General features: G+C 42.7%; 11 protein-coding genes. 4 read left to right on the top strand and 7 right to left on the bottom strand.

What is annotated here, in order from left to right:
- Positions 1–5: 5 nt before the first annotated feature.
- The 4 genes from F8C76_RS13885 to F8C76_RS13870 form a co-directional block, all read right to left on the bottom strand.
- Complete coding sequence (locus F8C76_RS13885) at positions 6–1,898, bottom strand: tetratricopeptide repeat-containing sensor histidine kinase (protein ID WP_170284032.1); 1,893 nt, start codon at positions 1,896–1,898, stop codon at positions 6–8.
- Positions 1,899–2,058: 160 nt separating this feature from the next.
- Positions 2,059–3,069 (bottom strand): hypothetical protein, encoded by a 1,011-nt coding sequence (locus tag F8C76_RS13880; protein WP_152132301.1) that lies wholly within the window; start codon positions 3,067–3,069, stop codon positions 2,059–2,061.
- Positions 3,070–3,158: 89 nt separating this feature from the next.
- Positions 3,159–3,497, bottom strand: coding sequence for a hypothetical protein (locus tag F8C76_RS13875; protein WP_129655191.1), 339 nt, complete (start codon positions 3,495–3,497; stop codon positions 3,159–3,161).
- Between the two features lie 40 nt (positions 3,498–3,537).
- Entirely contained in the window at positions 3,538–4,548 is a 1,011-nt protein-coding gene (locus F8C76_RS13870) for a hypothetical protein (protein WP_152132300.1), read from the bottom strand.
- Between the two features lie 190 nt (positions 4,549–4,738).
- On the opposite strand from F8C76_RS13870, the gene F8C76_RS13865 reads away from it, so the two are divergent.
- Positions 4,739–6,400 (top strand): MORN repeat-containing protein, encoded by a 1,662-nt coding sequence (locus tag F8C76_RS13865; protein ID WP_152132299.1) that lies wholly within the window; start codon positions 4,739–4,741, stop codon positions 6,398–6,400.
- A gap of 109 nt (positions 6,401–6,509) precedes the next feature.
- Entirely contained in the window at positions 6,510–8,132 is a 1,623-nt protein-coding gene (locus F8C76_RS13860; protein ID WP_152132298.1) for an RluA family pseudouridine synthase, read from the top strand.
- Positions 8,133–8,450: 318 nt separating this feature from the next.
- On the opposite strand, the gene pafA is transcribed toward F8C76_RS13860, so the two are convergent.
- Positions 8,451–10,103 (bottom strand): alkaline phosphatase PafA, encoded by a 1,653-nt coding sequence (gene pafA / locus F8C76_RS13855; RefSeq protein WP_152132297.1) that lies wholly within the window; start codon positions 10,101–10,103, stop codon positions 8,451–8,453.
- Positions 10,104–10,387: 284 nt separating this feature from the next.
- On the opposite strand from pafA, the gene F8C76_RS13850 reads away from it, so the two are divergent.
- Together F8C76_RS13850 and F8C76_RS13845 are read left to right on the top strand one after the other, a co-directional pair.
- On the top strand, positions 10,388–11,149 hold the full coding sequence (locus F8C76_RS13850; RefSeq protein WP_152132296.1) for a DeoR/GlpR family DNA-binding transcription regulator: 762 nt from the start codon (positions 10,388–10,390) through the stop codon (positions 11,147–11,149).
- A gap of 112 nt (positions 11,150–11,261) precedes the next feature.
- On the top strand, positions 11,262–11,942 hold the full coding sequence (locus F8C76_RS13845; RefSeq protein WP_211372156.1) for a GDSL-type esterase/lipase family protein: 681 nt from the start codon (positions 11,262–11,264) through the stop codon (positions 11,940–11,942).
- Positions 11,943–11,983: 41 nt separating this feature from the next.
- On the opposite strand, the gene F8C76_RS13840 is transcribed toward F8C76_RS13845, so the two are convergent.
- Together F8C76_RS13840 and F8C76_RS13835 are read right to left on the bottom strand one after the other, a co-directional pair.
- Complete coding sequence (locus F8C76_RS13840) at positions 11,984–12,745, bottom strand: glycerophosphodiester phosphodiesterase (RefSeq protein ID WP_249042418.1); 762 nt, start codon at positions 12,743–12,745, stop codon at positions 11,984–11,986.
- 96 nt (positions 12,746–12,841) lie between these two features.
- Positions 12,842–14,833 carry a calcineurin-like phosphoesterase C-terminal domain-containing protein gene (locus F8C76_RS13835; RefSeq protein ID WP_152132293.1) on the bottom strand — a complete coding sequence of 664 codons (1,992 nt, stop codon included), beginning with the start codon at positions 14,831–14,833 and terminating at the stop codon, positions 12,842–12,844.
- Positions 14,834–14,840 lie beyond the last annotated feature (7 nt).

Raw genomic sequence — 14,840 nt, 5'->3', positions numbered from 1 at the left:
AAGAATTATGCCCTTACCTGCAAGGTTACCTTGGTTCCCTTGCCAAGTATACTTTCTTGATCAAAATCAATACCCGCTTTTTGAGCCCGATTCCGCATAATATGAAGTCCATTCCCGGTTGATTCTCCTGAAGTATCAAATCCCTTCCCAAAGTCTTCAATCACAATTTGCACCCTGTTGTCCAACTCTTCAAATCTTATATCAATCTGATCGCTGTCCGAGTGTTTCACAGCATTGTTCACGGATTCCTGAACAATCCTAAAAAGATTCATCCCCACAAACGCATTGAGCACCTTGTGGATTGGGCTTCCCTTGATATTCACCTTGACTTTGTCATCCGTGGCTTCATGAACGGTTGCCGCCAATTGCTGGGTTCGCTCCTTTATATCTTCAAAGCTGATCTCGTCCTTGTTCATGGCCCAAATGGTATCCCGAAGCTCGGAGATGGTGACCAATGAAAACTGTTTCATTTGGGTGAGCTTTTCCATAAGGAAAACTTCCCCTTTATCAATGCCCCGCTTGGCCGAATCGGTAATCGATGTTAGGTATGTGAGTTGGGACCCGATATTGTCATGCAGGTCACGGGCAATGCGCAGGCGTTGTTCCTTTAGGTCTTCCTGTGCCCGGGCCTCTGCCATGGCCTTTTCCAGAGCGGTCTCCCTTGCAAAGTTCTTTGCCTTTATTTTCTGTTCCCTGAACATTACAAATCCCGCGATCAACAGTATGGCCAACAGACCTCCGCTACCCATCAGCATATTGTTGCGTTTTTTTATGGAAAGCTCGCTTTCCACCAGCTCGTTCTGTTGGCGTAGAATCTCGTTTTCCTTTTGCTCGGACTCGTATTTTTCCTTTAGATTAAGTACTTCCCTCGATTTTTCGGAAAAATACAAGCTGTCTCTTGCCGCCTTGTGTCTTTGATGATACTCATAGGCTTTTTTAAAGTCCACTTTTTCTTCATAGATCAAGGATAAGGTTTTTGATAACGCATCAATGGCCGGAATAAAATCCATTTGCTCCGCTTCTTTATAAGTGGCCAATGCCAATGCTTCAGCTCTGTTCTCCTTTCCCTGTTTGAGGAGTACATTGGCAAGGTCATTCTTCAAGAACAACAAAGCCAAGCGCTCACCTCTTTCCTTTTGAAGGGCAATGGCCTGAATATAGTATTGCTCTGCTTCTTCAAAATTTTCAAGTCCCCAGCTCGCCAAGGCCATATTGGTTACAGGGTAGGCTTGGTCCAGTCTTGCTCCCATAGATTCAAAGCCGTCGAATGCTTTTTTTGCATATTCAAATGCTGCATCATATTCCTTTTTTACAATATAAGCCGATGCCACACTATTATTACTGGTAGTCACCATATATTCGTTGCCCATCCCTTTGTAAATTTCCAATGCCTTGAGATAGTATTCCAAAGAAAGGTCGGGTTCTTCAATCAGCTTAAATCTGTTTCCAAGATTTAAATATGACCCAGCAATCCATAGACTATCCTTTCCTGCTTCATAGTTTTCCAATGCCTTTAATTGAAAGTCCACAGCCTTGTCAAATTCAGATAATGCCTCATATGCATTGCCCATATTTGTGTAAAGACTTCCCAAAACAGAATAATCCTTGGAGGTTTCCAAAATTGGTTTCGCCTTCAAGTGAAAATCCAATGCTTCTTTAGGTCTGCCTTCATCTTGTGAAAGTACCCCATAAGCAACCCATATCCTTGCCTTATAATAATCGTCATCACTGGTTTCTGCCTGCTGATAAGCCTTATCCATGTAATGTCGGGCACTGTCCCTATCTACGGAACGAAACTTCATTCCGATATCTTTCAACACAAGAACCCTATCCTCGCCCTCCTTGAGTTGTAGGGTATCCTTCAAGGCATCGATGGCTTGTTGAATATCCTGTGCCATTATGGATTGCGAGGAAAAAAAGAGAAAAAGAAAAATGGCGATTGGAAGCTTCTGAAAAATGGTCATTGTCAAAAAAATGGTTGGTTCTTAAAACTAAACCAATTGAGGTTACGATCTTCCCTTTTTCACATAAAATTTTAGGGGGAACTTGTTATAAATCTCAATTGGCCTTATCCGCCAATTTTTGAATGGTGGCATCCAAAAAGGAACCAATGGCCATTTCGGCACCTTTCTTATATTTTTCTGGGTCGCATTTTACAACGGACACATTGATATCCTCCTTATCTTCTACCCTCCATACGTGGAATACTCCGGCATCCGTTCCGCGCCTGTCCACATCGGCACCCTGGGAGGCATCAAATTTTTGCTTTTCCAGAACACCATCCACCTCAACACCACCACGAACGATCATTTGACCAATATTGAACCGGTTGAAGCTGGATTCATCAATCTTAAAGTCGGTCTCTGCCTTTACCTGTGCATATCCGGCATGTCTGTTCAAGGCCCTTGTTGTTTCGCTCAATGCATTATCGAATGCCAGCACGTTCAACACCACCTTATTGAATATAAAATCAGTTTTTTGATTGGACACCTTCATTTCAACCTGTTCCTCATAATTGGCAATTTTCAAAGGGCCGGTCTTCTTATTTTCCATGGATTGCTTGTTCACAATGAATTTTTGTCCTGTAGGTCGCATTACAATGGCCCCGAACTCGTCTCCTTTTTCTCCTCCGTCCCCGGACTTGAGCTCCCATCGTTTCTCTCGGTTTTTTTCGTACGCGCTGTGGTTCCATAGCTCATCAATGGGAGCTATTTCAAATCCTTTGGCAATAAGGTCCGCCTTGTACTCTTCAAAGAGTTTATCGGTAAGTTGTTGAAGGTCGTCAATATTAAGTCCATCGAGTACCAGGGTCAACGATGCCTTTGCATCTCCCTTTAATCCTCCTCGCCACATTTTGCCCCCTTTTTTCTTATCCTCCAATTGCAAGGCGGTTTGAAAATTGACTTGAAAATCGGAGATGACAATTCGTTTTGGACTTTTTCTAAAGTTCAAATTGGCGGGACCCAGCATCTTTACTTTGAAATCCTTGACATTTTGTGCATTGGCCGTAGGAAAAGCACACAGCATGATCAACAAAAGATACAATAGGGATACATTGATACGTTTCATAGTATTGGTTTAAAGTTTTGAACAAACCTAGCTTGCAATAATCTGAAACTCAATAGGGCAATTGTCGTAATATGATCACGAAGCCATACTCATATATCAAAATAGACAAAGCTTATAAAACCCATGATCAAAGTGGCGATCAGAAGAGCGGAATTTACACGCTTTAATTTTGGATTCAATTTTTTACGAATGGCATACATATGCAGCACCACAGCCAAAGAGAACGCCGGCAGCGTGACATAAAGATTAAAAAGGTAAAACCAGAGCCAGCAGGTACAAAGAGACCAAACTGAAATTGCTGTTATGGCAGGTGGAATCCATTGATGCAATTTGTTCACACTTTTATCCGGGAAAAGAAAGTGGAGAATCGTTGCCAACAGCACCATTGGCCCGGTCATTGCCATCAACAATAAAACACTACCAAACATATTTTAATTTTAATCCATTGGTGGAATATCCATTCAACATCTAAACCAGATGAACCTCCTCACCGTTTGTGAGCACTAGGCTCAACGGCTGATTGCCATATTGGGTCTTGTACAGGATTACCTTATCGCCAACCGAAAGTTTATCGTACAGAGCTGTATCCACCACGAGTGGTCCGGCGGTAAGTACAACTCGATTTGAACTTGAATACCGATTGGACGTCCGGGCATATTTATCCTCAACAATGGTGGCCACGCCTCGTTTGTACGAACCATCCTTGTTCTTTATAAAGTTCCTGTATGATCTATACAATTTAATCCCTTGGTACAACGGAACCACCCATAATGGAAAAAGCACCACCACAAAACTCCAAAACCCGTTTATGAGCAGCATAAAGCTGATTACCATAAAGGGGCTGGACCTAATAAAACGGGCTTTTATCCCTGTCTTCCACATCCGCTTCAACGCCTCATGGTCCCTTTGGGTATATCGGGCATGGGGCACATGTTTTTCCAAGTGGCTTTCTTCATCATTTTCCGGTGGTTCCGAATCGCTATCATCAAGTTGACCGACCACTTCAAGGCCAAGAGTGGTCCCCGACTTGGGTGCGCGATCCAACTGCACCGTTGTTCCAATTCTTGCTTGGGAATAATAAGGATACTCTACCGAAAACTCATTCCCATCAATATATAGATAGTACGACCTTCTGGTATGGGACCTTGTTTTGTGCCCATAACCTGGTCTGTCCCCCGTGGTGGACCAATGCATCCTTTTGTCCGTAATCTTGCCGGTCACCCGTGTCTTTGATCCTCGTTTCAAATCGATTGTAGTGGACGAGATCATATAGACGATGACACCAAAAAATAGCACCGAGAACGCCATCATCATATAAATTCCAAAGGAATCATCGGCAAAACCCGAGTTGAACATAAATGATAGAAACACCCAAAATATCCCAATGACCACAATTGGAAACATAAGCATGGCATACAATTGGCGCCGGAGCTTGAGCTTATCCTCAGGTTGCAAGGGCAATGTTTCGTGTACTGGCATTGAATGTAGTTTACTCTTGATCCTTGGTCTGGGCCCTGTGCTTAAAGGCACTTTTTAAGACCATAACCCCTATTTGATTTGATGGGACCAAAATTAGAACCTGCCATAATCCATACAATAGGGCAATTGTCCTATTGCGCCATAGCATGGCATACGGATAGTTTTGTTAGGAACCAATCCATCCTAAAAGATGAAAACCAACACCTTTTCCCAAAAAATTTCTGTAATCTTCCTTTTACCGGTTGCCTTGTTTTTTCAATATTGCGGATTTTCCCAAAAACTGCACCTGAGCAACTATGATATGTCCAATGGTCAAATAAAAGAAATGGCCATCATCAAATATCATGCGATCGGAAATCATTTGTACAGTGAGAAAAATGAGCTCCTGTTCAATTCCGAAGGCTATCTGATAGAAGACAAGCTTTACTTGGATAACCATTACGAAACACGGACATCCTATGGCTACCTTGAAGATAGTGCACAGGCCATTGAGAAAAAATTCAATGCATCCGACGAGCAAGAAGGCCTCGACAAAAAACTTTACATCTATACAACACCCATTGGTATTATTTCGGACGACCTCCCGGAATCCGTGAAAAACGATAAAGGGCAGTACATCGTTCTTGGAGGTTTAAAGTACGGGGCAATCTTCAAGTACAAAAAATATGTCATCATATATGAACTTGCTGAATCAAACAACGGAGAGGCCACGGTTTTCTACTCCAGTAATTACACCTACGATGGACTAAAACTAAGCGAATCCTATAATCAAAAGGATATACGTTATTTTAAATACAACGACAAAAAGGTATTGGAAGAGGAATTGGGTATGTCAGAAATATGGGAGAATATCTTGTACAAATACACCTATGATGAGCGTGGAAACTGGATTGAACGGACAAAGTTGAAAGCATCGAACTTTACCGATAATAAATATAAATGGCACATTGATGAGGTCAAATACCGGACCATCACCTATATGGATGGCACAGTGACCGGAAGCACTGTACCCAACACCCCAGAAATGGCGTATTTGGCCAACCAAGAAAAATTGGACGGACTACCAAAACTAAGTGACCCCATTTTAATGTCAAAATCCATGGAATTCCTGAAAGGAATCACCTCCTTACGCAACAAGACCAGCGAAACTACCCAGGCGGCCCAAACCAACACATATCCCTCAAAATGCCTTTCCGGTGATTGCACCAACGGTTTTGGCAAAATAGATCATAAAACCTATACGGTGGAAGGATTCTTTAAGGATGGAAAGCCGCATGGACAGGGAACCATGTTCTACAAAGACAATTCAGGATACTATCAAGGAAACTTTGTAAATGGTCTTAGGGATGGATTTGGCATATACACATGGATCAACAGTAAGAACTATTACATTGGGCAATGGGAAAAGGGCTTTCAAAATGGATATGGATATGTAAAGAATGGCGGGGAAATTCTACAGGCAGGCAGATTTGAAAAGGGGAAACTGGTTCAAGATCTACTTAGCAATGACTATAAGAACAAAATAGCAAGGGGAAACTGTGTGGGTGATTGTAATAATGGGTTTGGGTATTATAAATTCAACAATGGTGATAGCTACGTTGGGTTTTTCACCAATGGCCAAAGAGACCGTGTTGGGGCCTATTCCTGGAAATCGGGATTGGCACATATCGGAACCATTGTAAATGAGCAGCATACCGGTTATGGCCAAGAATTCTATAAGCCCAGTGGGGACTATTATCTGGGGGATTTCTCACAAGGAAAACGCCAAGGTATGGGCATCTACTACAACAAGGAACACAAAATTTTACAAAAGGGAATTTGGAACAACGGCCAGTTGAACAAAGGGTTCTAAGTGGTAAATTTGCATGGAGAATCAAGTTTTGATGGGACTGCCTTTCAAGCTTAGAAAATAAAGGGTATTGACAACTGGCTCGCCATTAAAGAAATCCAGAATAGTTTATTTGAAAACGAATGAGGAGGACCCGATACCTGATTCATTTGAATATCCCCATTTTTATACGCCCATTGCCATAGCCAAGAAAGCGGCGAAAGACCTTCAAAATAGATTGCAGCAAAATTTGCCGGAATTGGTGAATCAACCCACAGGACGTATGTTAGGGGTTCTAGTGGTACAGACCAAAAACGGAGCGCTTGGCTACCTCAGTGCTTATTCGGGTGAGCTGCAACCTGAGTTGGAAACACTACCTTTTGTACCTCCTGTTCATCAATTGCCCAAAGGAGATAACTTTCCAGAAATGACCGCCATCAACGCCATTAACAAAGAGGTTAAAGCGTTGGAAGAAAGTGATGGATTCATCAGTGCCAAGCAGCACCTAATAAAGGTAACCAAAGAGACTAAAGAAAATATTCTGGCGGCCAAGAAAGCGGCAAAAAAAAGCAAATCGGAACGCGCCATACGTAGGCAAGAGTCTATTCACCTTCCAGAAAAAGAACGCCAGGAACTCTTGGACAATTTGGCAAGGCAAGGTACCAATGCCGGAATGGACCTGAGACGTTTTACCCGTTCCGAGAACTTGCGGTTGGAAAAAGCCTTGGCTGCATATAGGAAATTCGCAGAACAAATTGAAGCGCTCAAAACCCTGCGTAAAACCAAATCCACTGAGCTACAGGAGGCCATTTTTAAGTCATTCATTTTTTTGAACGGGGAAGGAGAGGGCAAATGCGTTAAAACGGTATTTACCGATTTTGGGGTGGATGTACCGCCGGCCGGAGCAGGGGAATGTGCTGCTCCAAAACTGTTTCAATATGCTTTTAAACAAGAAATGAAACCTGTGGCACTAGCCGAGTTTTGGTGGGGCCCATCTCCCAATTCGGAAATACGGGAACATGGCAAATTTTATCCGGCCTGTAAAGGTAAATGCCGACCTATTTTGGCACATATGCTCAAAGGAATCCCTGTAAAACCAAATCCATTGCTGGAAAATTTTGGAGCGGGCAAGAAACTGAAAATTCTCTTTGAGGACGAACATTTGGTGGTCGTAAATAAACCCACTGGCATGTTGTCCGTCCCAGGAAGACACATAAAGGATTCGGTAAAGGCTCGCATTTTAGAACAATATCCCAACGCTAACGGCCCCATGATCGTACACCGGCTAGATCAAGACACCTCTGGAATTATGATTGTTGCCCTATCCAAAAAAGCACACAAACTGTTACAACAACAATTCTTGGAGCGTACCATTCACAAAACCTATTTTGCGGTTCTAGAAAAACCCATTGAAGAAACCAGTGGGGAGGTAGCACTTCCCCTTATCCTGGATATCAATAACAGACCCATGCAAATGGTAAACCATGAACATGGCAAACCTGCTTTGACGCGATATGAGGTCATAAAAAAGACCGCCTCCCAAACCTTGATCAAATTGAATCCTATCACGGGGCGTTCGCATCAATTGCGGGTACATTGCGCCCATAAATTAGGACTACATGCGCCCATTATGGGAGACAATTTATATGGCACCCCGTCGGAGCGACTTTGTTTGCATGCACAACAGGTTGAATTTCTTCATCCCATGACCCAAGAGACAATGAACATCAGGACAGAAGTACCTTTTGATATCTGAAAATTTGAGGGTAAGTCACCAATTGCGTAAACGAAGGTGAATTGATTTTGATTGATTGTGGAAAAGTAGCCCGGCAAGAATCGAACTTTTCCCCCAGACCCCTTATTGTATTGGGGTTTCCACTTTTTTATTTCAAAATGTTGACGATTTGTGAACTTTTGTGATTGATTTATCTTTTGCAACATCAAATATAAACTAATCTCTGGTATCCATTTTCATCGTAATCAAGAGTTGCAACGGCGACATAAATATCCATTTTGAGCATGCTATTATAAATTGAAATCATAGAACTCGTAAACATGTGAAGGTTTGACTCAATTATTTGAACAATTCCTCAATTGGTTTCATATCTGAAGCGTTGGGCAAGGGAATATCCAAGAGCATTGACAATGTTGGTGCTATTTGTGTAATAGTATGTGGAGCAACACTCAATCCTTTACTTACTCCCCATCCATACCATAGCATAGGAACATGAGTATCTGGGGTATAGGCGGTTCCATGGGTCGTTCCATAATCCCTTTGGTCCATCCATCCCGGGAGAGAATGTAGCAGTATATCCCCTGAATTTTTGGAATTGTATGCATTGCGTACAAACCCTCCAATAGCACTATTTCCCAAATTCCAATCATGCAAGGCAGGTACAAAGACCTCTTTGATGTTGTTTGCCCCTTCCAGATATAGGGCCGCTTTTCCAAGAAGTTCCCTGTTGGTCCTTATTTCTAAGGATAAATAAACTTGGGTATTATCAATGAATGAGACACAATTCTCAAAACCCGATTCTTTGGAAAGATATTCATTGAGTTCCTGTCCCAATTTTTTAGGATCATAACTCCTACCTGGAAGCTGTTTTTGTTCCAAAAAACCGGGATGATCACTAGCAGCATGATCTGCCGTAAGGAAAATCAAATAGTTCCCCTCGCCCAAGGTCCTATCCAAATGAGCAAGTAGTCTGGCAAGTTCCCTATCCAACCGCACATAAGTATCTTCCAGTTCTTTGGAACGAATCCCAAAATAATGGCCCACATAGTCAGTACTTGAGTAACTCAATGCAAGAAAATCCATTTCATCTCCTTTCCCCAATTCTTCTCCTTCAATCGTGGCCATGGCCATTTCCGTCACTATAGTATTTCCAAAGGGTACTTCTGTAAGCATGGCAAAATCGCCATTTTGCTTTCTCAGCTTTTTCAAATTATAAGGAAAAACACTTTTTTCATTTCCCCTATAAATTTTTTCAAAAGGGGAGTCATCGGGATTGCTGTTCCGGTAACGTTCCATGGGCAAAAAGGGAGCCCATGTTTCGTTCAATAGGGAGTCGGACAACTTCCTTTGGTTAAATGCAACAAGCCAATCCGGCAATTTCTTCCCATAATATGAACTACTGATGAAGTTACCGTTCCCTGAATGATACCAAAAGGCATGATCGGCCATATGTCCAGAAGGGAAAATGGCGGACCGATCCTTTAGAGAAACCCCCACCACCTTGGACCTGCCATTAGAGACAAGCTTAAGTTCATCAGTAATGGTATTGGCCATTAGATTCTTAGGAGATCTAGAATAGTTTTCCTTGTTATTGGAATCCATGGAAACTGGGTCGTCCACAAGTGAAACCCCCATATCCTGGGCACAATAAACGGTTTTGCCCTCTACACGGCTGAACCAATTGTTGTTTACGATACCATGACGGGCGGGCGTTGTCCCAGTATAAATGGAAGAGTGCCCAGCCCCAGTAGTGGTAGGAATGTAGTTATAGTGCATGTTCTTTACATTGAAACCTTCACCCATCAAGCGTTTAAAGCCATCCTCGGTAAAATTCTCTTGAAAACGGTATAGGTACTCAGCCCTCATTTGATCTACGACTATGCCCACGACCAATTTTGGTCTGGATTGTTGTTGGGCGGATGCCATGCTCAGAAAGCATATAGATAGGACAAATACATTAGACCAATTTATCAATCTGAGAAAAATTTTCATTTGCTTGGATTTTATAAAATAAAACTGATTTGGGATAAATCGAGGAATTTCGAGCTTATTATATATGCTAATATACCACCTCCATTGCTTTCAAACAATATCTTTTTGTTTCTTTTGCTTATTTTTATAGACAATAATACCAATTAAGGAAATCCACATGTTTTTTTCAAATAACTGAACACAAAATGATTGTAAGGTAGAACAGGAAGACATCGCATTTGTTTCAGAATTTATACCTTTAAGCCATTCAGTTATTCCGCAGACGCAAACTAACCATCCAGCAAATGAACACCGTAGAAAGACATAAGCATATCCTTGAAAAAATTCAACAAGAGGGACAGATAAAGGTTCAATATATCTGTGAGGCGATGGATATCTCACCGGTAACTGCAAGAAAGGACCTTAAATTTTTGGAGGAAAAAGGTCTCGTCTATCGAGTACATGGTGGAGCAACATTGATCAACCCATATACCATTGACAAACATGTCAATGAGAAGGAAAAAATTCATTACGATGAAAAAACCAAAATCGGAGCTGCTGCCGCAAAATTGATCACTCCCAATGATTCCATTCTAATCGCCTCGGGAACCACTGTACTCGCCCTTGCCAAACACATTGTGCCCCAGGAAAACCTGACTGTTATTACGTCTGCCTTGAACGTTGCACTGGAACTGAACAAACACTTGGAAATCGAGGTGATACAATTGGGAGGTGTACTCCGCAAACGGTCATCCTCAGTTACAGGGCTCTATGCAGAATCCATCTTACCTGATTTTTCATGTAGCAAGTTTTATTTGGGAGTCGATGGAATAGATCTTGATTTTGGACTGACAACGGCCAACGTAATGGAAGCCCACCTGAATAGGGAAATGATCAAGGTTTCACAGAAAACAATAGTTTTGGCCGATTCCACCAAATTCAGCAAACGTGGCTTCGGCCGCATCTGTGGTTTTGAGCATATTGATGAGATCATCACCGATCAAGGTATCTCCAAGTTTACCCAAAATGCCCTAGAAGAGTATGGAATCAAGGTGACCATCGTTTAAATTTCATGAATTGTAAGTGCAGCTGAGCAGGTTTCCAAATTTACAAAAATCCCCTTGCTTGAGTTCCGATTAATTTCCTTATATTTCGATTACTTTCTATAATTCAATGAAAATGAGATTTCCCATTTCCAAAGTGATTCTGCATACAACCTTTTTGAGTACCATGAGTGTTGCAGCACAAGCTGATAAAATTAACAGGGATTACCGTCCACGCACCTATGATGTTCAAGTACGTCAATTTGAAATTTATCCAGACTCGACCAATGACATTATTTTTTTAGGCAACAGCATTACGGCTCGCGCCCAGTGGAATGAGCTCCTACGGCTTCCCCAAGCTAGAAATCGAGGGATTTCAGGGGATACCACTTTCGGTATCTTGGAACGCCTGGATGAAGTGACCAAGGGGCAGCCATCGCAAATTTTCCTATTGATCGGCATTAACGATATTTCACGGAATTTCCCAGATGAAGAGATTATAAGGAATTACGAGACCATCATCACCCGCATACAAAAGGAATCACCTAAAACCAGATTAGTGGTACAGACTATTCTCCCCGTCAACAGTAGTTTTGGGGAATATGAAAGACATTACAATAAAGATGAGCACATTACCAAAGTGAATGCCGGTATCAGGCAACTAGCCGAGAAGTATGGATTGACATTGATAGACCTTCATCCCTTGTTCTTGGACAGTTCAGGAAGTTTGAACGCCAAATATACGGATGAGGGCCTGCATCTTAATGAAAAAGGGTATTTGTATTGGGCAGAAATCCTACGTCCTTATTTTGAATAAGGTGATTAAAATTCTGCCCATATTCAATTTTGAATAATAAACTATTTTTGGGAGGACAAAAGGGCAAAGAGTCTCTCTGGCTCATTGGTTGTGATGAAATCCACCTTTTTTTGAATCATATCTGCCATGTCTTCCTCCGTATTCACAGTCCACACATTGACAGTCATATTTTCCCTATGCGCCTCTTCAATCCATTCAGGATGCTTGCGATAAACCTTGATGTTGTAATCGATACTGGTGTATCCCGATTTCTTGACCTCGGAAGGAGTCATGTCTCCATTAAGGTAAGCCACTTCTGACCCAGGTGCCAATTGACTGACCCGTACTCCAGCGTCAAAATCGAAGGTAATGTACTCTACGAGATCTTCCCCGCCAAGTTGCTTTACAAGGGCCACGGCTTTTTCGGTCAACAGCAAAGTATGCTCCTTGCCAGAGGGAGCTTTTTTAATTTCAAGTATTAACCGTGTTCTGTCTTGCCTGAGCCCTTCCTTAAGGTAAGCCTCCAGAGTAGGTATTTTTTCTCCGTTTGGAAGAGAAGCCGATAATAGGTCAGCATAGTTGGTACGCTCAATGTCCATACCCATAAAATCCGGGTCATGGTTTACCACCGGAATACTGTCCATAGTCATATGGACATCAAACTCGGCCCCGTAACAACCCAATTCAATGGCATGTTTCAATGCCGCGATTGAGTTTTCAGGAAGCTCCTGCGTTTTCCAAGCCCCACGATGTGCAATGACGCGGGCACTGGTGTCCATCTTTTCTGAACAGGAAAGGTTTGAGAACAGGAGGGGGAGTATCAAAAATACCCCCCGTCTTGCCAATTGAGAACAAATAACTGAAAAATTCATAGTGATTATAGAAATGTCGATAATTTTATAAATGATACTGAATTAAGATTAGGTTATGGCTGTTGAAAAAGCCTTGGGCCGCTGCATGCTCTCGGTATACACCCTTCCAAACCGGTCAGTCACCTTAATTTCCAATGTGGAATCCGGTGCCGATGCCGTTACCTTGAACAGGTGGGCCGTTTCATTGGTTGTAAAAGAGCCCGTGGGTTGGGCCCCAACATTCAATCTCTTGGCCTCATAGGAAATAATATGTAAGGGATCCATCATCTTGACCCTAGAAACCTCCAAGGGCTCTCCATTCTCGCTTACCTCGATCTGCCATTGGTCATCGTGGCCCCAAATATTGATCAAAACCTCATTGTTGAGGTTGGGCAGGGCATATGGCCCAGCATATTGTTCCATATCTCCCTCCGAAGCATTTGGAGCAAACTCGGCTGCTGTGATATGAACCGTGTTCAGATCGTAGGCCCGGAATTGATAATCAGTATCAAAGCCAATACTTTTATACTGCCACTTCATATTGGCACCGTTGATTTCCCATATCCCATATCCCCCTGGACTACCATCCTTACAAATGTGGTTACCAGCATAGCCTTCACGCCCTGTCCACCACCACGTGGCACATATGGCCGCAGTATTATGCTCCATAATACCAGGCTCTTCCTCCACGGTATAGTTGATATGAGTATGGCCCGTAAGAATGTGTACTGTTGCAAACTCCTGAAGGCAGGTCATGAGTTCAGGTGCATTATCCAATTTGTAGGAATTGACCTGATTCCCACTCCCGTCCAGTGAAGGATTGGCATACACAGGGGTATGGGTTGCAATGACAATAGGCGTGCTCTTATCCGTAATCATGGCCAAATCTTTTTTGAGCCATTCCAATTGCTCCGTGGCCAAACGCTCCCTGTAATTGCGACTTCCAACAGTTCCTTGTGAACCGCCCGTGTTTAAGTATTCCACATCGTCGAGTACCACATAATGGATTTGGCCCAGATTAAAAGAATAGTACGTTGGCCCCAAAATATTCCTGTAACGATCTTCCGCCAAACGATCATTGGCGAAGTAGGGATCATAATCGTGGTTACCGATTACATTGAACACCGGGGAGTGTAACTGGTTCATGTATGGGATATAGTCGTTAAGGCCAAAACCATTACTGTACCAATAAAGGTCCCAGGTCATATCTCCAAGAGTGAGTACATATACTTTGGTGCCGGCCGCAGTATATGAATCAATCATGGCATTTACATCAGGTAATACCATATTCTGGAACTGCTCCAAATCGTTGTTTCGGTTGGCCAAGTGCCAGTCTGCCATGGTCAACACCACATGTTCCATATTATCGGCTTCTATCAATGAGAAATCATGCTGTTCCACCGTTTCAACGCTAGCACTAAGTCGTTTGAAGAATTGGGGAGCATTACCATTGGTAGGCACCTCATAATTTCCAGGCACAGATATATACACAAATCCAGACTCCTTGCCAGAGGGCAGATAATAAATACCATCTTCATTGGTTGTGGTAACTTCATGACCATCGGAAACCACCACCCCGGCCACTCCAACTCCACTACTGAAAACGACACCCTTAATGGTCATCCCTTCAATATCCGGCACATCAGAATCAGCCACTATGTTCAATTGAACCGACCCCATTGCCAAGGTCTCCCCATTTCGGGACAGCACCAAACGGTAACCGCCCGAGGGAATTTCAGTTGGCAACACCAAAGTAGCGGACGCTTCCGTAATAGAGTCTATTGAGGAAGAGAACTTTTTGGAGTTATCCGAGGTGGAAATCCATTCGATTTGGTCACCTTTCTTGAATCCTTTTCCATTTAGGACGAACTCACTTCCGGCCGAGGCATTAATCACCGGAGGTACGGAGACCCCGGTGATGCCCAAACCATTGTTCGGCGGAACGTCATTATTACCATCAGAACTACAGGAAATCAATCCAAAAAAGGGAATATTGAAAGTGGTCATCGAGGCGAGCCCTCCAATACCGGTCTTCACAAACTTTCTACGGGTATGCTTCATTGGATAT

Origin of the sequence: Flagellimonas olearia (genome assembly GCF_009184425.1) — a bacterium.
Lineage (GTDB): Bacteria > Bacteroidota > Bacteroidia > Flavobacteriales > Flavobacteriaceae > Flagellimonas > Flagellimonas olearia.
The sequence above is the reverse complement of the archived record's forward strand: the minus strand, read 5'-3'. Positions and strand labels throughout refer to the sequence as shown.